We start from the raw sequence: 18844 nt of genomic DNA on the forward strand, positions 1-18844 counted from the left end.
ACAGTCCATGGGTGGTCCAGACGGCCGTCGACCTGGCCAACACCTTGAGGCCGATCAAGGGGGAGGACGACCTCGAGAGCGTGGAGCAGCTCCGCGACTTCCTTGACGCCCATCCCGCGGATGGGCCTCCGAGTTCGCCCGCGGACCAGGGGACCGGTCCGCGGCATCTCACCCGTGCCGACCTCGCGGAAGTCCGCGCGGTGCGCGAGACGGTACGCAAGGTGCTCGAAGGGGCGAACGCGGACGCGGCCGAAGCCGCGGCCCTGATCAACGACGGTCTGCGTCGCAGCCGCGCCACCCTGGTACTGCGCCACGAAGGCGACCGCTGGTGGACCGAGGTGACCTCTGACAGCGATCGCTGCTCGGCTCACCTGGCTGCGGCGACGCTCAGCGCACTGGCCTCCGTGATCGCCGTGCTCGGTCCCGCCCGTCTCGGCGTATGTGCCGGGCCGACCTGCCGGGCCACTTTCGTGGACCTCTCGCGCAACGGCTCGAAGCAGTACTGCACCCGAACCTGCGCACACCGGGCCAGCGTCGCGGCCTACCGAAGCCGGCGCAGGCCGCGTTGAGCGCCGGCACTGTCCGCCCCCGTGCCCCCGGGCCGTCGGTGCGGGCGGGGGTGGTCCGGTGGGGGCGGTGCCGTCGGCGTGCTACCGGATCCGTGGCCGGTCGCCGGCTGAGGCGAGGAGGTGGTCGAACCACTCCTGGTCGAACAGCGAGCTGGACTGGTCTTCCGTGACCCGCCGGCCGTTGATGACGACGGTGGGAGTGCCCGGTCCGCGCGGGTCTTCACCGTCGGCTGCCTCGTAGGCCTTCTCCGAGGCGGTGACGAAGTCGCGGTACTTCATCGTCGTCACGGCGGAGTCGAAGGACTCACCCCGCAACCCCGCTACCTGGTTGGCCAGTTCCAGCAGGGAGGCCGTGGTGTAGCCGCCCGCCTGCTCACTCTTGTCCATGTTCGCGAACACCACCGCGTGGTACTCGGTGAACTTGCCTTCGTCCAGCGCCGCGCGCAGAGCGTTGACCGCCCTCTGCGACCCGTCGCCGCCCATGCGCTCGTCTCTGAACGAGGCGAAGGTGTACTCGGTCCTGGCTTCGCGCCGCAGCATCGTCTCGCGCAACGCCAGGGCGCCGGTCTTCTCGAATTCGTCGACCACCGGGCAGCGCGGGTCCTCGTACAGCCGGACCGTCATCGCCGCGGCCGGGTCGCCCACCATGATCGTCGTGCCGTCCGCCGCCAGCTTCTCGGGCAGCTCCTCGAAACCCGCGTAGGGTCGCGGCAGAGGCGCGCCGGCATCCTGAGCCCTCGGCGCACACCCCGCCACCACGAGCAGTGCGGTACCGACCACTGCCGCGGCCGTCGTTCTTCGTGCGTTCCTCACCTGCGGATCCCCTCCCCTTGATCGTGCAGACTCTAGACCCTCAAGGTCGCCCCTCACCCGGCGATACCGCCGCGCACCTGCCCGGATGGACCGGCCCGCCCAGCACGGCCACGGACTGGTCGAGACCGGAAGGCGGTCGCCGGTGGCGCGGACGACCGAACGGCCCGGGGCGGGTGCGTGACGCACCCGCCCCGGGCCGTTCGACGGTGGGGCGATGAACCGGGACCGGGGACCGGGGGCCGGTCAGGCCGCGGGGACGACCTCGGCGGCGGTGATGACGATCTGCTCGCGCGGCACGTCCTGAGCACCCGTCGGGACCTTGGCGATCCGGTCCACGACGTCATGGCCCTCGATGACCTGGCCGAAGACGGCGTAGCCCCAGCCGTCCTGGCCCGGGTAGTCGAGGAAGGCGTTGTCGACGGTGTTGATGAAGAACTGCGAGCTCGCCGAGTGCGGGTCCGAGGTACGGGCCATGGCCACGGTGTACTTGAGGTTCTTCAGGCCGTTGCGGGCCTCGTTCTCCACCCGGTGCGGAGCGGGCTTCTGGCGCATGTTGGTGTCGATGCCGCCGCCCTGGATCATGAAGCCGCTGATCACACGGTGGAACACGGTGCCCGCGTAGTGGCCGCTGTTGAGGTACGTGAGGAAGTTCGCAACCGACTTCGGAGCCTTGGCCTCGTCAAGGGAAAGGACGATGTCACCCATCGTCGTCGAAAGGCGGACGTCGGTCATGACTACTCCACTCGGCACGGGTTGGGCGCGCGGGTAACGGTCGACAGGGCAGAGGGCAGCGTACTCCAGCGGGTGACGCGCGATGTCGGCGGGCCGCGGGTCGGGTCGGCCGGGCGCGCGGCCGCCGCGGCCCGGGCCGGGCGGAGGCTCGGGCACGTGCGGGACACCCCGTACGGCCCGCGGCATCAGACGCCCCTCCGTCCTGGCGGCTAGCCGCGGCCTCGGGGCTTGCCGCGTCCGCCGCCACCGGGCCGGCCGGCCGTTCCCCGGCGTCCGCCGCCGGTGCCCTTCGCCCCACCGGAGCTGCGGCCCGAGCCCTTGGCGCCGCGCGAGCCCCCGGTGGCCGACCCGCCCCGTCCGCCTCGCGGCTTGTCCTGGCCCTTGCCGCCGGACTGCGCGCCGTCCCGTCGTCCGGCGGCCGGCTCCGGGCGGCGGCCCCGGCTGCTGTTGACGGTCCGGCCGCGCACGATGCCGATGAAGTCCTCGACCAGGTCGGTGGTCCGCTCCTCCGGCCAGGACAGGGCAACCCGTGACTGCGGGGCGTCCACCACCGGCCGGTAGGTGAGGTCTTTGCGGTGGTGCAGCCGGGCCAGTGACTGGGGCACCACGAGCAGCCCCACCCCGGCGGCCACCAGCTCGATCGCGTCCGCCGTGGTGGCGGGCCGTTCGATCGCCGGGCGGCCGGGGGGCTGCTCCCAGTCGAAGACGTCGTCCAGCGGGTGGAACAGCACCTCGTCGGCGAGATCGGCCAGCGAGACCTCCTCGACCGCCGCCACCAGGTGGTCCTTGGGCACCACGACCACGGTCGTCTCGGTGTAGAGCGGGATGGCGCTCAGCCCGTCCCGGTCGCAGGGCAGCCGCAGCAGTCCGGCGTCGGCCTCCGCCCGGCGCAGCAGGTCCGGCGTCTCCGCGTTGGCGCTCTGCACCAGTTCCAGCGGGACGTCCGGCTGCCGCTCCCGCCAGATCCGTACCCACTTGGCGGGTGTCACGCCGGGAACGTAGGCGAGACGGAACGAGGGGGAAGCTTCCGAGCCTGTCACCGGGCCAGGCTACCCGGGCGGCGGACGGACCCGCGCGGTCACCCGGGTAGCCTGGAGCCCATGACGTCAAGCAAGACCACCCAGACCATGAAGCCCGCGACCGCGGCGAAGAAGCTGGGTGTGTACCTGGAGGCCACCCCCGCCGAGTTCCGCGAGGGCACCGTCTCGCGCGAGCAGTTCAACGCCCTGCAGGCCGATCCGCCCGCCTGGCTGCGCGATCTGCGGCGCGACGGACCGCACCCGCGCCCGGTGGTCGCGGCGAAGCTGGGAATCTCCATCGCCGGTCTGGCCCGCGGCGGGGTCACCGAACCCCTCACCACCGAGCAGATCGAGGCGCTGAAGCAGGAGGACCCCGAGTGGCTCGCCAAGGAGCGCGCCACCCAGGCGGAGGTCCGTAAGGAGGCCGTCCGCCTCAAGGAGCTCAAGGAGAAGCGCGCCGCCAAGGACGCGGCTCGCGACTGACCGCCCGTCGTACGGGGTGACGCGGTGCGGTCCCCAAGCCGCCCGCGCCCCGCATGGTGCGTCCCCCCGCTCGTGCCGCCCGGCCCTGCTCCGGCTGCCGCGTCCCCCGCCGGGCCTACGGCGCCCGACGGGTCGTTGCACGTCTGGCGCGGGCACACCGGCGCCCGCTTGCCACTGGCGCCATACGGGGGAATGGGGGCGATGCCCGGGTCGGCTGCGGCCATGTAGTGCGTCGCCTCGCCGGTGTGCCTCGCCCCGTGTCCGGACGTGCCGCCCGGTGTCAGGGGTTGCCCTACTGACGTACCGCCCCGCGTCCGGGCACCGCCCCCGCGTACACCGCCCCGCGTCCAGGCACCCCGAATCCAGGTACTGCCCTGCGTCCGGGCACCGCGTCCCGCGCACACCGCCCCGGGGCGCCCGCGTCCAGGCGTACCGCCCCGCGTCCGCGCACCCCGCGCCCCGGCCTGCCGCCCTGCGTCCGCGCACCCCGCGTCCGGGCGGGCCGCGTCCAAGCGCACCGCCCCGCCCCCGCGCACACCGCCCCGCGCATGCCGCCCCCGCCCGGAGCACCCCGCGCCCCGCGCACACCGCCCCGCGTCCGGGCACCCCGCCTGGCGCGTACCGGCCCCGGCCCACGCACCCCCGCCCCCGCCCCGGCTGCCGTGCCTCCTGGGTCGGGCCTACGCTGGACGGGACGGACGGGGGCGGCCGAGGAGTCGCCGTGACCGCCGGGTCGGAGGTGGCAGGGGCATGGCCGTGGAGCGAGATCGGGTGACGCCGGGCACGTCCGGTGTGTCCCATGCGGCCCGTCCCCTCGCCTGACCGCGCCGCCCGGGGGGCGGCCGTGCGGAAGGCGGTGCGGATCACCCTGGCCGTGTCGGCAGGGTTCTATCTGTGCCGCTACGGGCTGGATCGGCCGGTCATGGCGGTCTACGCGCTCTTCGGGGCGATCGCCCTCGGTGCGCTCTCCCGGGTGGCCGGTTCGGGGCGGGTGCGGGCCGCCACGGTGCTGGCGGCCCTGCCGGTCGGTCTGCTGCTGACCGCGCTGGGCACTCTGCTCGCCGCCCGTACCTGGTCGGCGGTGGTGGGGATGCTGGCCGTCGGCTTCGCGCTCACCTTCTTCGGCGCCGTCGCCGGTCCGCGGGCCTCCGGACCGGCCCCGGGTCTGCAACTCTGCTACATCCTGGCCTGCTTCCCGCCCTTCGCGCCGGGGCAGCTCGCCGACCGCCTTGCCGGGCTCACCCTTGGCATGGTGCTGCTCGCCTGTGCGGAGCGCTGGCTGTCGGAGGAGGACAGGGAGCCTGGTTACCCGGCCCGGCTGGCGCATGCCGCCCGTACGGCCGCGCGCCTCGCCACCGGGTTGGCCGAGGGCCCGGACGGCTTCGCGTCTGACGCGCGCCCGGCCGAGGGCACGTCTGGTCCCGCCCCGTCCCCGGCCGACGGCCGAAGTGGTGCTGTCCGCGGTCCCGCCCCGTCCTCGGCCGAGGTCCGGGCTGCTGCGGACGGGTTGCGGCCGGATCTGCTGCCGGCGGGGGAGCGGCCCGCCTCGCCCTCCCGGGCGGACCGGGCCTACGCCCATGCCGGGGCCTCCGCCCGGACGCTGCTGCACCAGCTGGGGCGGCCGGCGCCCGCGGTGGCCGGGCGCGCCGGGGCCGACCCGCTCTCGGGCGAGCTCCTCGGCCGGGTGGCGGAGGCCTGCGAGGAGACCGCGGCGGCCCTGGGGGAGGGGCGGGATCCGGAGCCGGACCGGTTGCACCCGGCCATCCGGCGGTTCCAGGAGGTACGGCGGGGGGAGGGGCCGCCGGCCGGGCGCAGCGAGGACGCCCAGGTACGGGCGGCGGTGCTGGCGGCGGCCGAGTCGGCGCGCAACCTCCAGGTCGCCGTACGGGTGGCGCTGGCCGGCCGGCTGCCGGAGCCGGTGGAGCCCCGGGCGCTGTTCTGGTACGCGGGGACGCCCGCGCCCCGGCTCTGGGCCCGGCGCGTGCTCGGCCACCTCACCCCGCGCTCCGTCCTCCTCCAGAACGCCGTGCGGGTGGCCGTCGGACTGGCCGCCGCCCGGCTGGTGGCCGGGGCGTTCGACCTGGCCCACGGGTTCTGGGTGCTGCTCGCGGTGCTCACCCTGCTGCGCACCACGGCGGTGCAGACCTTCCGGGCGGTGGCCCAGGCCCTGGCCGGCACCCTGGCCGGGGCACTGGTCGCGGCGGCGCTGCTGACCGTGCTCGGGCCGGCGACCGCCGCGTACGCTGCGATCCTCCCGCCGCTGATGCTGCTGGCCTTCACCCTCGGCCCGCTGCTGGGGCCGGCCTGGGCGCAGGGCCTGTTCACCCTGCTGGTGTCGGTGGTCTTCGCCCAGCTCGCCCCGGCGACCTGGCAGCTGGACGAGGTCCGGGCGCTGGATGTGCTCACCGGGAGCGTGGTCGGGCTGGTCTGCGGGCTGCTCGCCTGGCCGCGTGGCGCTCGCCGTGAACTGGGCGGCGCCATCGCCCGGTTGCTGCGGGAGAGCGGATCGTTGGTCACTTCGGTCACCACGTTGCTGGTCCGCGGCCGCGGCTCGGGGGTGGGGGAGCGGGGGGAGGCCGCGGCGCACGCGGCCGAGCTGGCCCAGCGGGCGTACGCCCAGTACCTCACCGAGCCCTCGGCCGGCCGCCGCGGGGATCCGGTCGACTGGCACGCGGCGCTCATGGTGGGCCAGCACGCCCTGAACGGCGGCTACTGGCTGCCGCTGTACGACGCCCCGCGGCCGGACGCCCTCGCCGAGCAGGACCGAGCGCGGGTGTCAGCGCAGGCGGCGGGGCTGGCGGGGACGCTGACCGCCGAGGCGGCGGTCGCCGCCGGTGCCGCGAACCCGGACGGGGTCCCCGTACCCCCGCACCGCGTCGCACTGGTCCGCGCGGTCCCGGAGCTGGTGGACCTCCAGCAGTGGCTGAGCGTGCTGGACCATGACGCGGAGCTGCTACGGGCCCCGCCCGCCGCCGCTAGCTGACGTCGGCGTCGGCGGCCAGCTCGGAGGCGTACGGCGGCTCCGCGCCGGCCCGGGTGCAGGTGACGGCGGCCGCTCGGGCCGCGTACCGGAGGACGTCCAGCCACCGTTCCCGGTCCAGCGCCGGATCGGGCCGGAGCGCGCCATGGCGGTCGAGCCGGTGCAGCAGGGCGGCGTTCACCGTGTCGCCCGCGCCGATGGTGTCCACCACGGGCACCCGCTGACCGGGGACGTCGAACCGCCCGCCGGCGCGGTCCAGCACGGTCAGCCCGTCGGCGCCGCGGGTGACCACCACCGCGTACGGACCGGCCGCCAGCCACCCCTCGACGGCGGTGTCCACGTCCTCGGGCCCGGCCAGCCAGGCGGCGTCCTGGTCGGAGAGCTTGAGCAGGGTCACCGACGGCAGCCAGGAGCGGAAGCGGGCCCGGTAGGCGTCCGCGTCGGGGATCAGCCCCGGCCGCACATTGGGGTCCAGCGCGGTGAACAGCCCCCGCCGCGCCTCCCGGTGCAGCAGCTCCTCGTAGGCGCTCGCCCCCGGCTCCAGCACCAGGGAGCAGGTGCCGAAGAGGATCGCCCGGGCCTCGGCGGGCAGCGCGCCGGGCAGGGTGAACAGCCGGTCCGCGGTGCCCTCGGCGTGGAAGCGGTACGCGGCCGCGCCCGAGGCGGCGATCTCGGTGACCGCGAGGGTGGTCGGCTCCGGCCCGCGCTGGACGAGGGAGGTGTCCACGCCGTCGGCGGCCAGCCCGGCCAGCAGCGCCTCGCCGAACTGGTCGGTGGAGATCCGCGAGCAGAAGGCGGCCGGTGAGCCGAGCCGGGCCAGGGCGATCGCGGTGTTGTACGGGCCGCCGCCGCGCTTGGGCAGCAGTGCGGGCAGCCCGTCCGCGACCGGTCCCTCCGGCACCAGGTCGATCAGGGCTTCACCGGCGGAGACGATCATGCTGAGGCCTTTCCCGGTGGCGGACGTCGGGCAGGGCAACGGACTTCCCTGCGGTGGCCCTTCCCTGCGGCGGCCCTTCCCTGCGGTGGCCCTTTCTCGCGGGGCTGGATCCGTGGCCGAGCGTACGGCGGGCGGGCGGTGCGGACGCCGCCGGGGCCCCGGAACCGGCCCCCGGGTCAGCTTCCGGCGGGGTGGACCGTGCGGGCCTCGTACAGGGTGCCCAGACGCTCGTACGCCTCGGCGACCACGGCCTCCGCCTCCCGTACCACCACCGGTGTCCGGTGCCGGCCGTCGTCGGCTCCGGCCGGCTGGTGGCGCCGCAGCCACCAGGTCTCCGCGAGGGCGTACAACCCGGAGGCGCACACGATGAGCGGGATCGAGAGGGCAAGCAGGATGTCACCCACGGACGGGCCTCCTTCGCGACGATCGGGCTGGTGTGCCCCGTGTACCCGGCGGACGGGTGATGATGGCGACCGTCCGCCGGGGTAACGCCCGACCCCGCCCGGGGGTGTTGGGTGCTCCGCCTTCGAAGGCATGTCCAAGGCATGTCCAGGCATGTCCATCGCCGGATCGGGTGTCGCGGCGCGGGGCGTTGTTACGCCGCATGGCCGGTGCCCGCGCCTCCGTAGAGCCGAAGAACCGGTGAACGCACATCGCGGGACGTACCGGCGGAAACACCTCAGGTTCGCAGTCCCCATCCGAACCGAGGTGATCACCCGATGCTCCACAGACACGCCGTGGCCGCGTGTGCCGCCCTGTCGGCGGTCGGCGCGTTCGCGCTGGCCCAGCCGGCCGGCGCCGCACCGGCCGACCCGCCCGCCGTGACCGTCCCGGCCTCGGCCCCTGCCGTGAGCGGCCTCGCCGACAGCGACGGGGCCGCCCCCGGAGTGCTGGACGCCCTGCGGCGCGATCTGGGGCTGACCGACGAGCAGGCCCGCGCCCGACTGCGCAACGAGGCCGAGGCCGGCGCCCGCGCGGGCCGGTTGCGCAACGCGCTGGGCAGCCGCTATGCCGGAGCGTGGGTGAGCGGGCAGACCGCGGCCACGCTGACCGTCGCCACCACCGACGCCACCGACTCCACCACCATCAAGGCGGCCGGCGCCGAGACCAGGGTGGTGCGCCACGGGCTGGCCGCGCTGGAGTCCGCCAAGGCCCGGCTGGACCGGCAGTCGGCGCGGATGAGGACCGCCGAGGCGCCCGTCTGGTACGTGGACCCGCGCACCAACACCGTCACCGTGGAGGCCACCCGGCCGGCCGCCGCCGAGGTGCTGCTCGACGCCGCCGGGGTGGACCGGAGCCTGGTGCGGACCGTGGCCGTCAAGGAGCGCCCGCGCGCCCTGTACGACCTGCGCGGCGGGGACGCCTTCCACATCGGCGGCGGGCGCTGCTCGATCGGCTTCTCCGTGGTCGCCGGCAGCCGCCAGGGCTTTGTCACCGCCGGGCACTGCGGCAGCGCGGGCGACGCCACGACCGGGTTCAACAAGGCCGCCCAGGGCAGCTTCCAGGCCTCCACCTTCCCGGGCAAGGACATGGCCTGGGTCGAGGCGAACGCCGACTGGACCGCCACCCCGTACGTCAAGGGCCAGGGCGGGGCGAACGTCGAGGTCAGCGGCTCCACCGAGGCCCTGGTGGGGGCCTCGGTCTGCCGCTCGGGCTCCACCACCGGCTGGCACTGCGGCACCGTCGAGCAGCACGACACCAGCGTCTCCTACCTGGAGGGCACCGTGCGCGGGCTGACCCGCACCACGGTGTGCGCGGAGCCCGGCGACTCGGGCGGCTCCTACATCTCCGGGGCGCAGGCCCAGGGGGTCACCTCGGGCGGCTCCGGGGACTGCGTCTCCGGCGGCACCACGTACCACCAGCCGGTCAACCCGATCCTCAAGGAGTTCGGGCTCACCCTGAAGACCAGCGCCCCGGACGCCGGTGAGACCGGCAAGGCGGGCACCTGGGCGGCGGGCAAGGTGTACGACACCGGTGACCAGGTCACCTACGACGGCGCCTCCTACCGCTGCCTCCAGCCGCACCAGGCCCAGTCCGGCCGGGGCCCCTCGGCCAGCCCGGCCCTCTGGCAGCGCGCCTGACGGCTCATGCGACCGCCGGCCGCCGCTCCCCTCAGACGGCGGCCGGTTCGCCGTCCGCGTCGGGGTGCCCCGGGGCCGGGCCGGCCGCGCCCGCCTCCGACTCGGCCGCCGTCTCCGTCCCCGTACCCGTACCGCCGCGGCCCGCGGCCAGCAGCAGCACCCCGCGCCCGGCCGCGACCGCGGCGGCCACCGCCACCAGCCAGCCGACCGGGCCCGCCCGGAAGGTCTCGCCCAGCAGCGCGATGCCGATGACCGCCGCGGCGGCCGGATTGGCGAGGTTGACCACGGCCAGCGGGGCGGCGAGTCCGTCCCGGAACGCCATCTGGGACAGCAGCATGCCCCCGGTCGCGAAGACCGCCACCAGGCCGGCCACCGCCGCCGTCTGCCACCAGGGCACCGGTCCGCCGGGCAGGGCGCGGGTCAGCGCGACCGTCACGGTGGGCGTCAGCGCGGAGGCCACCCCGGAGGCGACCCCGGCGGCACCGGCGTACCGCAGCCGTCCCCGCCCGGCCGGACGGCCCCGCAGCAGCGCCGCGATGAGCAGCGCGGTCGCCGCCCCGACGAGCAGCGCCTCGGCCGTCGACAGCGCCTCACCGGGCGCGGCCGGGCCCACCACGGACACCAGGGCCAGCAGCCCGCCCAGCGTCCAGAGCGCGCCCCGCCACTCCGCCCGGCCCACCCGCCGCCGCTCGTAGGCGGCCCCGAGCGGCAGGGCCGCGACCAGGGTCAGCGCGCCGAGCGGCTGGACCAGGGTGAGCGGGCCGTAGTGCAGCGCCGCCACATGCAGCAGCGCGCCCAGGCCGTTGAGGCCCACCGCCCACCACCACAGCGGCTGCCGGAGCAGCCCGTGCCCGGCCGGATCCCCGGCGGCCCGTACGGCGGCGAGCCGGGACTGGACCACCGCGCCCAGCGCGTACCCCGCGGCCGAGGCCAGCGACAGCACCACCGCGAACACCAGCGCCCTCATGCCGGCACCGCCCTCGGTGCCGGGACCGCCCGGGCCCCGGCCGCGCGGAGCACCAGCAGCGCGCCGCCGAGGAGCACCGCGGCGGCCAGCGCGTCCAGCCAGTAGTGGTTGGCCGTGCCGACCACCACCAGCAGGGTGAGCAGCGGGTGCAGTAGCCACAGCCACCGCAGCCGGCCGCGGGTGGCCGCGATGACACCGACCGCCACCATCAGCGCCCAGCCCACATGGAGCGAGGGCATCGCCGCGAACTGGTTGGCCAGCGAGTCGGTCCTGGGCGCGGCGCCGTACACCGAGGGGCCGTAGCGCAGCGCGGTGTCCACCAGTCCGGTGGAGGCCAGCAGCCGGGGCGGGGCCAGCGGCAGCAGCAGATGGAGCGCCAGCGCGCCCGCGGTCAGCAGGGCCAGCGCCCGACGAGCCCAGAGGTAGTGGTCCGGCCGCCGCCAGTAGAGCCAGACCAGGAAGGCCAGGGTAGCGGGGAAGTGGACGGCCGCGTAGTACGTGTTGGCCAGGTGCACCGCGGTCTCGTCGCGCAGCAGCACCCCCTGGACCAGGCCCTCGCCGGGCAGGTGGAGGGCGCGCTCCAGGTGCCAGACGCCCTCGGCGTTGCGGAAGGCCGGTCCGGGGTGCCCGTTCGCCAGCAGCCGCCCCAGCTTGTAGACCGCGAACAGCGCGGTGACCAGCAGCAGCTCGCGCACCAGCGGGGGCCGGCCGGTCTTCGCCGGTCCGGGGCGGGCGGGAGTGGTGGCGGTACGGGCACGGGGCGCGGGAGCCGCCTCCGTCCGGCGTATCCCTTCGATCCCTCCGATCCCTCCGAGGGGTGACCCGGCAGCCATCTGCGGCCCTTCGACGTGCGGTCGCCCGGCCTCGGCGGGCCGGGTGAGGTCCACCGGTCGGGTGGACCACGGAAGCGTAGATCCGTTCTTATCGAGACGCAAGCGTATCGGAACGGTTGCGTCTCGATTGAGCGCGGCCTACCCTCGTCCGAGCGGGTCCGGACCGGACGGGCCCCTCACGCACCCCGGCGCGGCACCCACGGGAGACGACCGATGTCCACGCAGACGGCCACCGACACCACCCCGTCCCCCGTCGCTCCCGCCGCCCGCCGCAGCAAGATCACCCCCCAGCGGGAGCGGGAGCTCTTCGACGCGGTCCTCGACCTGCTGCGCGAGCGCGGGTACGACGCCGTCACCATGGAGGGCGTCGCCGCGCGGACCAAGTGCGGCAAGGCCACCCTCTACCGCCAGTGGAAGACCAAGTCCCAGCTGGTCACCGCCGCGCTGGACACCAACCGCTGCCCCCTGTTCACCGGCGTCGACACCGGCTCCCTCGCCGGTGACCTGCGCGCCGCGGCGCGCGCCGCGAGCGACGGGCGGGGCCGGGACACCGCCCTGATGGAAGCGGTCGGCCACGCCTACCTGCACCACCCCGACCTGCGCCAGGCCCTCCGGGAAACGGTGATCAACCCGGAGGTCGCCGCCCTGGACGCCATGCTGGGCCGAGGCGTCGAACGGGGCGAGATCGCCGCCGGCAACCCGGCCGCCGCCTTTGTCGCCCCCGCGTTCCTGGGCGTCCTGCGAGTCGAGCGGCTCTTCGAGGACCGCTTCGCCGACCGGGACGCGCTGCCCGCCTTCGTGGAGGCGGTGCTCCTCCCGGCCCTGGGGCTCGGCGGCGCCTGAGCCGGCCGCCCGTGGTGCGGCGGCGCTATCCGGTCAGCGAGGGCGCCTCCGCCCCCGGGTCCACCACCCCGCCCGCCGGGCCGCCGTCCAGCCGCTCCGCCAGCGCGCCCGCCCACTCCACCAGCCCGGGCACATCGATCCCGTACGGCGAGGGGTACGGGACGATCCGGTCGGCGCCGCGCCGCAGCAGCCGGGCGCCGCCCGCCAGGTTGCCCCGGGCCCCGTGCGTCAGCCCCACCGCCAGCTGGGCCAGCCCGCGCCACAACTCCCGCTCCCCGGGCCGCCGCTCCGCACACCCCTTCCAGGCGTCCTCGAACACCTCGTGCGCGTGGAACGGCGCCCCCGCGTCCAGCAGCCGCTGCGCCTCCCGCACCGTCTCCTCCGGGGTGCGCTCCACCCCCTCGGGCTGCCGCTCCACCCCACGGGCGCCGTACGGCAGCGGCCGCCCGAGCCCGTCCCGGGGCCGGGCGCTGCGGGCCCGCCCCTCCGCATCCCGGTCCCTGCTGGTCCTGTCCACCCGCCCATTGTCCGCCGCCCCCGCCCCGGACCGCCGCCCTGCGTGAACCACCTCGACGGGTGAGGTAGTGTTGGCGTGCGCGCTCACCACGGCGGACAGCCGGTCGGCGCGCATCGGGACGTGGCGCAGCTTGGTAGCGCACTTGACTGGGGGTCAAGGGGTCGCAGGTTCAAATCCTGTCGTCCCGACTGGAGACGGTCGTAGATCAGGGCCGGTTTCGGAGCAATCCGAAACCGGCCCTGATCGTTTCCGGGGGCCAGTGGGGATCAGCTCATCGACGCGGACCGCCGGGCGCTCTCCCCGCCGCTCCTCGGGCCCTCGACGGGTGCGTCAGCTGCCGTCCTCCTGCGGTGCCGGTTCCGTGGGCGGGGTCCTGGTCAGTGCCGTGCCCAGGGCGGTGGGCGCGTAGTAGACGGTGCGGCCCACGCGGTAGCGAGTGACCAGATCCGCGTCGCGGAGCGCGGTGAGGTGCCCGGAGACGGTGGCGGGGCTCAGGCTGAGGTTTCGGGCCAGGGTGCTGGTCGAGACAGGCGGGTACAGACTGGTCAGCACCCTGGCGCGGGTACGTCCGATGAGGCGCTGGAGGCTCTGCGGGGCTGACGGGTGGGGTGAGGACCGCCAGAGGCCGCCGACTCCGCGCGCGGGGTAGATCAGGGTCGGCTGCCAGGGTGCTTCGACCACCACGGTGAGCGCCGGCCATACGAAGGCGCTCGGCAGGAGCAGGAGCCCTTGCCCGTTGAGGGGGTGCCGAGTCCGGTGAGGAGCCGCGATGTGGAGTGCGCCGAGTTCGTGCCAGGTGACGGCGGGGTGCAACTCGGTGAGCATGCGATGGAGACCGCCCTCGGCCGACTGACGGGACCTGACGGCGATATCGGCATCGAGCACGTCCCGGAGCTGGGTCCATCGCGGGGCGATGAGCCAGTTCCAGCAGGTACGGATCAGGGTGACGAGCTGAGCGAGGGTGCGGGCGGGGTCGGCGAGGAGACGGTCGGCGACTTCGGAGAGCGGAGGCGTCTTCCGTTCGGGCCCGTGGAGGCAGCGGTGGAGTTCCTCCCTCACCTGGGCGAGGGGAGTATCCGCGACCCGGGCCAGTTCGTCCTCGACCTCCGAGAGCGGGCCGGTCGGGGGCGGGGTGAGGAAGTCCGGTGTGTACCCGGTACGGGGGAGGAGGACCAGGAGCGGGGAGAGTTGTCCCTCGTCGAGCTCGGGACGGAGTTTCCTCAGCCAGGGCAGGTGGTAGGCCTGGCGACGGGGATCAGCGAGGGTCCGTACGGCGGCGACGGTCTCCCACAGGGGGGAGACCGCGAAGCGGCATTTCAGCAGGTCCGCCGTCTCCATGAGCAACTGCACCGCCATGACCGCGCACCCTGTCCCTCATGGCCGCAACAGGCCGGTGGATTCGGCTATTTCCGAATCCATTGAACCGCGGCCGGGGTGGTCTGGATGCTGCGTTCCATGTCTCAGCGCAGCTCCCGCGTGCCGCGGCAGAACGACTCCGCCGCCTCTTCCGCCTCCACCGCGCCCGCGACGTACCGTGCGGTCCTGGCGGTACGCGAGTTCCGCATGATCTTCCTCGCGCAGGTCATCGCGACTCTGGGCAACGTCGTCGCACAGATCACGCTCTCGATCATGGTGTACCAGCGGACGCAGTCACCGCTGCTGTCCTCGCTGACGTTCGCGCTGGGCTTCGCCCCGTATGTCCTGGGGGCGACCCTGCTGTCGGCCGTGGCCGACCGGTATCCCGCCCGTGACGTCATGGTGGCCTGCCAGGCGGTCAGTTGCGCGGTGGTCGGCACCATGGCCGTTCCCGGGATGCCCATTCCCGTCCTGCTCGTCCTGCTGCTGGTGCTCGGCACCGTCGCCCCGGTGTTCCAGGGGGCTCGTGCGGCGAGCCTGCCGGACCTGCTGTCCGGCTCGGGGTACGCGCTTGGCCGGTCCCTGCTGCGGCTCGTCTCGCAGAGCACCCAGATCATCGGGTTCGCGGTCGGCGGGCTGCTGCTCCTCGTGGTGACCTCCTCGCAGGCCCTGCTCGCGGCGGCGGCGGGATTCGGTCTGGCGGCCCTGCTCCTCCGGTTCGGGACCCGCCGCCGGGCGTCCCGCGAGCCGGAAGGCGGTACCCAGGGTTCGGTGGCCCGTGCGTCCCTGTCGGGCGTACGGCAGGTGCTGGCCGTCCCCGGGCTCCGTCCGCTGCTGTTGCTGACCTGGCTGCCGCCGGCCTTCGCCGTCGCCCCTGAGGCTCTGGCCGCTCCGTACGCGGACGAGCTTGGTGGCGGTCCGGCTGCCGTGGGGCTGCTGCTGTGCGCCGCACCGGCGGGCTCGGTGGTCGGCGAGTTGCTGGCCGGCACCTTGCTCACCGCGCGAACCCGGGTCCGGATGGTGCTGCCGACCGCCCTGCTGATGTTCCTCCCGCTGCTCGGGTTCGCGTTCCGCCCCGGCCTGTGGGCATCGGTGGCCCTGCTGACGGTGTGCGGCCTCGGCTTCACCTACGCCATGGGGCTGGACCAGCGGGTCCTTGACGCGACCCCCGAGGAACTGCGCGGACGGGCGCTGACCATCATGCTGGCGGGACTGATGATCACCCAGGGACTGGGGTTCGCCGCCGCCGGCGCGGTCGCGGAGTTCCTGCCGCCCCCCGTCGTGATCGTGATCGTGGGCTCCCTCGGCCTGCTGACCCTGGCGTGGTGCGGGGTGTCGATGCGCCCTCGCAAGGACCGGCAGGCGACCCGGCCGCCGGTGGCGGATCAGGCAGCGTAGGCAGAGGCGGGGCTCGCTGGGAGGGCATGTCCGGCCATGCCCCGGTTCTGCCTGCGCTGTACCGGCGTCGGGATGGTCAGCGGGGCAGCGGCTGGAGCGCAGCCCATTCCCGGTCTTCGTCGAGCCATCGCGTCAGGGCGAAACCGGCTGCCTCGACCACTTCCTCGAACTCCCGATCGGTGTAGACGACGTCGGTCCACGCATGGGTCCACGTGGTGTCGCCGTGGCGGCATTCCTGCGCCGCGTACAGCACTCCGGATTCGAGGCGGGCCTCGGTTACGGTCAGAACCATCCGGTCGGAGCGCACGGTGTGCCCCACCTTCAGGCCAGTGGCCCAGGCGGGCGAGGTGCGCTGGACGAGGACAATCCCACCGTCCGCGACGTGGCGGTGGCACGTCTTGAGAAAGGCGTCCCTCTGGCCGGGGACGATCGTGTTCACCAGATAGCTGGCGAGCACCACGGCGGGAAAGCGTTCGGTCAGTGCGAGCGCTTCGATGTCCGCGTGGACTCGTGTTCCGGTGTGCACGTGGGCCAGCATCTCGGCACTCTGATCGACTGCGACCACATGATGGCCGAGTGCGGTCAACTCGTGAGTGATCCTTCCCGCACCGCATCCGAGTTCGAGAATGGGCGCGGCGGGAGGCACCGCCCCGTGGATGATCTCCGGTTCGCGGCCTGCCGGGAAGGCCCTGTAGAGGCCGACGGGGCTTCCGTCCGGAGCAACGGGGCCTCCGTCGGACGCGGAGCCTTGTCCCACGGGACTCATACCGGCATTCCGCTCACCGGAAGCTCCTGGAGCCCGCGCAAGGTGGCGTGTCGCCAGTGGACGGGCTCGCCGGCCAGTTGCAGGTCGGGAGCGTGCCGAAGCAGCGCGGTCAGCGCCACGGCACAGGTGAGCCGGGCCAGCGACGCACCGGCGCAGGCGTGTGCGCCCCACCCGAACCCCAGGTTGTGGTTCGGGGTCCGCCTGAGGTCCAGCTCGTCGGGGTTCGAAAACTGCCGGGGATCCCGATTGGCCGCGGCGACCAGCACGATGACGTCGCTCCCACGGCGGAGCAGCCGGCCGCCGAGTTCGTAGTCGGAGGCGCATACACGGGCAACTGCCTGCACAGGGCCGGAATGGCGCAGCAGTTCCCTGATCGCCGTCTCGCTCACCCCCGCGGTGAGGAGTTCCTGCCACCTGTCCGGGGACCGCAACAGGGCGAGGACGGAGGCTGCGACAAACCTGCTGGTGGGGGCGTAACCGGCGTGAAGCGTGGCACGCAAGGTGTTCAGGACCATGTCCCGGGAGATCGCCGAGGCTGATTCCGCGCGGAGGAGATCTCCCAGCAGCCCGTTCTGCGGCTTCCGATCGAGCCAGCCGGAGATCACGGCGCTGAGGTGGTCACGGGCCAGGGTGCCCGGAGCGGCGGCCGCCGGGGTGAGGCCCGAGTCCATGGCCGCGACGATGGCCTCCGACCAGGCCACGATGTTCTTCTCGTCGGCGTCCGGAACGCCGAAGAGGTCGGCCACGGCCGCGAAGGCCAGCGGCGCGGTGAAGTCCGTGACCAGTTCGCATCTGCTCCGCCCTGACAGCCCGCGCACCAGCTGATCGGCCCGGTCCTCCAGCCTGGCTCGGATCGCCGAGAAGTCCTGGCGGCGGTAGGCGTCCATGAGGACGCGGTGAACGCTGCCGTGTTCCGGCGGGTCCAGAGTCTGGATGCTGAGCAGGTTGTCCGGGACGTCGATGCCGGCCGCCCGCAGATCGGAGGAGAATATCTCGGTACGGTGCAGTGCGAGCAGGCAGTCCTCGTATCCGCTGATGACCCAGGCGTTGAGCGGCTCGTACCAGTGGACCGGATCAGCGGAGCGCAGGTGGTGGTACATGGGGTGCGGATCACGGATGGTGGCGTCGTCCAGCGGCCGGAAGAGTTCCATGACGTGCCTTTCTGCCGTGCATGACGGGCGGCTTGCCTGGGGAGCCGGTCGGGATGAGCCCTCGTACGAGGGCCGTGCGCGGGCAGCGGGTGCCCCACCGCATTCCGGCGGGGCACCCGCTGTCTGCTGGTGGATCAGTGGAGGTAGCGCATGATGCCTCCCCTTGTCTCAGGGTTCCGGTACGGCCGGCGGGATGATCAGTGCAGGTAGCGCATGGTGAACCTCCTCGTGCCGGGCCGCTTGGGAGCGGCGGTGGGAGTGCGGGCGCGGGCCGTCCCGTCAGAACAGCACGGGTCTCCCACGCGATCAGAGGGTGTGCCGGCGGATCCTGCGGGCGCACCGGGAGACGAGCCGGACGACCAGCGGGTCAGGCCTGCGGAAGCGCAGCGGTGCGCGTGATCTGGCGGCGTCTGCGTCCACGGCGGGTGTAGAAGACCGCGCGGGGGGAGTCGCCGAAGAGGTCCAGGTGGAGCCCGCGCTCCTCGATCCACCCCTGGAAGCGGAAGTCTCCGCCTCCGACGTGGACCAGGGCGATGCTGGGGCCGCCACTGACCTTGAGTACGAGAGTGCCCTCGTGGTCGATCACCTGCGCGGGCAGATCCGGTTCTGCCGATTCACCGACCTGATCATCGAGTCGCAGCACGCATGGAGGAACCGGCACCTCACAGCGGAAATCCGCGAGTTCGAAGGCTCGCAGAGGGACTTCGGGACGGTTGTACGCCACCTCGCTCATCGGGACACGGCTCTGGAAGTCCTCTGGAAAGAGGGAGAGCAGTCCCGGACTGATCGAGCAGTCGATGACGAGGTGTATCCGCACCTGGTCGCCAGTGTTGATCACACTGTGCGGTCGGCTGAAGTCCCCGTACCACAACGTGCCCGGCTGCCAGCGGTGTTCCACCTTGTCGATCGACAGGACCGCGCCGGGGTTCGTGCGAACCGGCACGTGCACGCGTAGGAATCCATACGGCAGCCCGGTCGGGGTGTCGCGGTGTTCCGGCACCCGGACGCCTGGTGCCAGCGACATCAGGCGAACACTGCGCAGTTCGGCGGGCAATGACGCCAGGACCTCGGCCAGGTATGGTGCGTGCCTGATCCATGGGGTGTCCGCGAAACCCTCGGTGCCGGGACCACCCGGATCGGTTCGATCGGGGTCCCCGCCGGGACTGCGCAGTGGGAGGCAACGCCAGTCGATTCCCGTGGAGGGGGTCAACTCACCCCTGTCCACCACTGAGCGCTGAGCACCCCAGGTACGTTTACTGAGCCGATCCACGTCGCGCTGTAGCTTGTCGGGATCGAAGCTCAACCGCAGTCTCGCGGCTTCGGGTAAGTCTGCGATCGAGTCGAGTGACGCTCTCACGTGGTTCCCCTCCCGGTTGTTGGCCGGACCCCGTCAAGCATT

General features: G+C 73.8%; 18 protein-coding genes and 1 tRNA gene. 7 read left to right on the forward strand and 12 right to left on the reverse strand.

The genetic code is table 11. From position 1 onward, the window contains the following. The first annotated feature begins 11 nt into the window (after positions 1-11). Complete coding sequence (locus tag M1O15_RS12010) at positions 12-569, forward strand: CGNR zinc finger domain-containing protein (protein WP_248633683.1); 558 nt, start codon at positions 12-14, stop codon at positions 567-569. A gap of 81 nt (positions 570-650) precedes the next feature. Here the strand turns inward: M1O15_RS12010 and M1O15_RS12015 are convergent, their stop codons facing one another. The 3 genes from M1O15_RS12015 to M1O15_RS12025 all read right to left on the reverse strand — a co-directional run bounded on the left by M1O15_RS12015 (position 651) and on the right by M1O15_RS12025 (position 3154). Continuing rightward, a complete protein-coding gene (locus tag M1O15_RS12015; RefSeq protein WP_248633685.1) occupies positions 651-1382 on the reverse strand; it encodes a DsbA family protein in 732 nt (243 codons plus the stop codon). A gap of 243 nt (positions 1383-1625) precedes the next feature. Then, a complete protein-coding gene (locus tag M1O15_RS12020; RefSeq protein ID WP_248633687.1) occupies positions 1626-2114 on the reverse strand; it encodes a peptidylprolyl isomerase in 489 nt (162 codons plus the stop codon). A gap of 209 nt (positions 2115-2323) precedes the next feature. After that, positions 2324-3154 carry a LysR family transcriptional regulator substrate-binding protein gene (locus tag M1O15_RS12025; protein ID WP_248633689.1) on the reverse strand — a complete coding sequence of 277 codons (831 nt, stop codon included), beginning with the start codon at positions 3152-3154 and terminating at the stop codon, positions 2324-2326. Between the two features lie 60 nt (positions 3155-3214). Between M1O15_RS12025 and M1O15_RS12030 the strand changes: the two genes are divergently transcribed. After that, positions 3215-3616 carry a DUF5997 family protein gene (locus tag M1O15_RS12030; protein WP_248633691.1) on the forward strand — a complete coding sequence of 134 codons (402 nt, stop codon included), beginning with the start codon at positions 3215-3217 and terminating at the stop codon, positions 3614-3616. 799 nt (positions 3617-4415) lie between these two features. Beyond that, on the forward strand, positions 4416-6599 hold the full coding sequence (locus M1O15_RS12040) for an FUSC family protein (RefSeq protein WP_248633693.1): 2184 nt from the start codon (positions 4416-4418) through the stop codon (positions 6597-6599). Here the strand turns inward: M1O15_RS12040 and M1O15_RS12045 are convergent. Then, positions 6592-7533: a carbohydrate kinase family protein gene (locus M1O15_RS12045; RefSeq protein WP_248633695.1), complete on the reverse strand. Its 942-nt coding sequence runs from the start codon at positions 7531-7533 to the stop codon at positions 6592-6594. The two genes, M1O15_RS12040 and M1O15_RS12045, sit on opposite strands and share 8 nt — an antisense overlap. Positions 7534-7709: 176 nt before the next feature. After that, positions 7710-7937 carry a hypothetical protein gene (locus M1O15_RS12050; protein ID WP_248633697.1) on the reverse strand — a complete coding sequence of 76 codons (228 nt, stop codon included), beginning with the start codon at positions 7935-7937 and terminating at the stop codon, positions 7710-7712. Positions 7938-8252: 315 nt separating this feature from the next. Between M1O15_RS12050 and M1O15_RS12055 the strand changes: the two genes are divergently transcribed. Beyond that, positions 8253-9614 carry an alpha-lytic protease prodomain-containing protein gene (locus M1O15_RS12055; protein WP_248633704.1) on the forward strand — a complete coding sequence of 454 codons (1362 nt, stop codon included), beginning with the start codon at positions 8253-8255 and terminating at the stop codon, positions 9612-9614. A 31-nt stretch (positions 9615-9645) separates the two neighbouring features. Here M1O15_RS12055 and M1O15_RS12060 read toward each other — a convergent pair whose 3' ends face one another. Further along, entirely contained in the window at positions 9646-10581 is a 936-nt protein-coding gene (locus M1O15_RS12060; protein ID WP_248633706.1) for a DMT family transporter, read from the reverse strand. Then, complete coding sequence (locus M1O15_RS12065; protein WP_248633707.1) at positions 10578-11414, reverse strand: phosphatase PAP2 family protein; 837 nt, start codon at positions 11412-11414, stop codon at positions 10578-10580. The genes M1O15_RS12060 and M1O15_RS12065 overlap by 4 nt, the downstream gene beginning before the upstream one ends. 213 nt (positions 11415-11627) lie before the next feature. Here M1O15_RS12065 and M1O15_RS12070 point away from each other — a divergent pair, with 213 nt between their 5' ends. Next, the gene (locus M1O15_RS12070; protein WP_248633708.1) at positions 11628-12257 is read left to right on the forward strand and encodes a TetR/AcrR family transcriptional regulator; all 630 of its coding nucleotides are present in this window, start codon (positions 11628-11630) and stop codon (positions 12255-12257) included. Between the two features lie 25 nt (positions 12258-12282). Here the strand turns inward: M1O15_RS12070 and M1O15_RS12075 are convergent, their stop codons facing one another. Further along, a complete protein-coding gene (locus M1O15_RS12075; protein WP_248633709.1) occupies positions 12283-12774 on the reverse strand; it encodes a DUF309 domain-containing protein in 492 nt (163 codons plus the stop codon). Between the two features lie 114 nt (positions 12775-12888). Between M1O15_RS12075 and M1O15_RS12080 the strand changes: the two genes are divergently transcribed. Then, positions 12889-12962: transfer RNA gene (locus M1O15_RS12080), tRNA-Pro, on the forward strand. 142 nt (positions 12963-13104) lie between these two features. Here the strand turns inward: M1O15_RS12080 and M1O15_RS12085 are convergent. Further along, positions 13105-14130 carry an ArsR/SmtB family transcription factor gene (locus M1O15_RS12085; protein ID WP_248633710.1) on the reverse strand — a complete coding sequence of 342 codons (1026 nt, stop codon included), beginning with the start codon at positions 14128-14130 and terminating at the stop codon, positions 13105-13107. A 99-nt stretch (positions 14131-14229) separates the two neighbouring features. Between M1O15_RS12085 and M1O15_RS12090 the strand changes: the two genes are divergently transcribed. Continuing rightward, positions 14230-15528, forward strand: coding sequence for an MFS transporter (locus M1O15_RS12090; protein WP_248633711.1), 1299 nt, complete (start codon positions 14230-14232; stop codon positions 15526-15528). Positions 15529-15604: 76 nt separating this feature from the next. Here the strand turns inward: M1O15_RS12090 and M1O15_RS12095 are convergent, their stop codons facing one another. The 3 genes from M1O15_RS12095 to M1O15_RS12105 form a co-directional block, all read right to left on the reverse strand. Then, on the reverse strand, positions 15605-16294 hold the full coding sequence (locus M1O15_RS12095; protein ID WP_282576632.1) for a class I SAM-dependent methyltransferase: 690 nt from the start codon (positions 16292-16294) through the stop codon (positions 15605-15607). Then, positions 16291-17445, reverse strand: coding sequence for a cytochrome P450 (locus tag M1O15_RS12100; protein ID WP_248633713.1), 1155 nt, complete (start codon positions 17443-17445; stop codon positions 16291-16293). Before M1O15_RS12100 ends, M1O15_RS12095 begins: the two co-directional genes overlap by 4 nt. A gap of 367 nt (positions 17446-17812) precedes the next feature. Next, positions 17813-18802, reverse strand: coding sequence for an aspartyl/asparaginyl beta-hydroxylase domain-containing protein (locus M1O15_RS12105; protein ID WP_308282286.1), 990 nt, complete (start codon positions 18800-18802; stop codon positions 17813-17815). Positions 18803-18844: the final 42 nt, after the last annotated feature.

The organism is Streptomyces lichenis (genome assembly GCF_023218175.1).
GTDB classification, from domain to species: Bacteria; Actinomycetota; Actinomycetes; order Streptomycetales; family Streptomycetaceae; genus Streptomyces; species Streptomyces lichenis.

Excerpts from the sequence above, each read along its gene's own strand:
- M1O15_RS12060 (WP_248633706.1), bottom strand. The coding sequence starts at position 10,581 with ATGAGGGCGCTGGTGTTCGCGGTGGTGCTGTCGCTGGCCTCGGCCGCG.
- M1O15_RS12045 (WP_248633695.1), bottom strand. The coding sequence starts at position 7,533 with ATGATCGTCTCCGCCGGTGAAGCCCTGATCGACCTGGTGCCGGAGGGA.
- M1O15_RS12070 (WP_248633708.1), top strand. The coding sequence starts at position 11,628 with ATGTCCACGCAGACGGCCACCGACACCACCCCGTCCCCCGTCGCTCCC.
- M1O15_RS12100 (WP_248633713.1), bottom strand. The coding sequence starts at position 17,445 with ATGGAACTCTTCCGGCCGCTGGACGACGCCACCATCCGTGATCCGCAC.
- M1O15_RS12090 (WP_248633711.1), top strand. The coding sequence starts at position 14,230 with ATGTCTCAGCGCAGCTCCCGCGTGCCGCGGCAGAACGACTCCGCCGCC.
- M1O15_RS12055 (WP_248633704.1), top strand. The coding sequence starts at position 8,253 with ATGCTCCACAGACACGCCGTGGCCGCGTGTGCCGCCCTGTCGGCGGTC.
- M1O15_RS12095 (WP_282576632.1), bottom strand. The coding sequence starts at position 16,294 with ATGAGTCCCGTGGGACAAGGCTCCGCGTCCGACGGAGGCCCCGTTGCT.
- M1O15_RS12030 (WP_248633691.1), top strand. The coding sequence starts at position 3,215 with ATGACGTCAAGCAAGACCACCCAGACCATGAAGCCCGCGACCGCGGCG.
- M1O15_RS12085 (WP_248633710.1), bottom strand. The coding sequence starts at position 14,130 with ATGGCGGTGCAGTTGCTCATGGAGACGGCGGACCTGCTGAAATGCCGC.
- M1O15_RS12040 (WP_248633693.1), top strand. The coding sequence starts at position 4,416 with ATGCGGCCCGTCCCCTCGCCTGACCGCGCCGCCCGGGGGGCGGCCGTG.
- M1O15_RS12020 (WP_248633687.1), bottom strand. The coding sequence starts at position 2,114 with ATGACCGACGTCCGCCTTTCGACGACGATGGGTGACATCGTCCTTTCC.
- M1O15_RS12065 (WP_248633707.1), bottom strand. The coding sequence starts at position 11,414 with ATGGCTGCCGGGTCACCCCTCGGAGGGATCGGAGGGATCGAAGGGATA.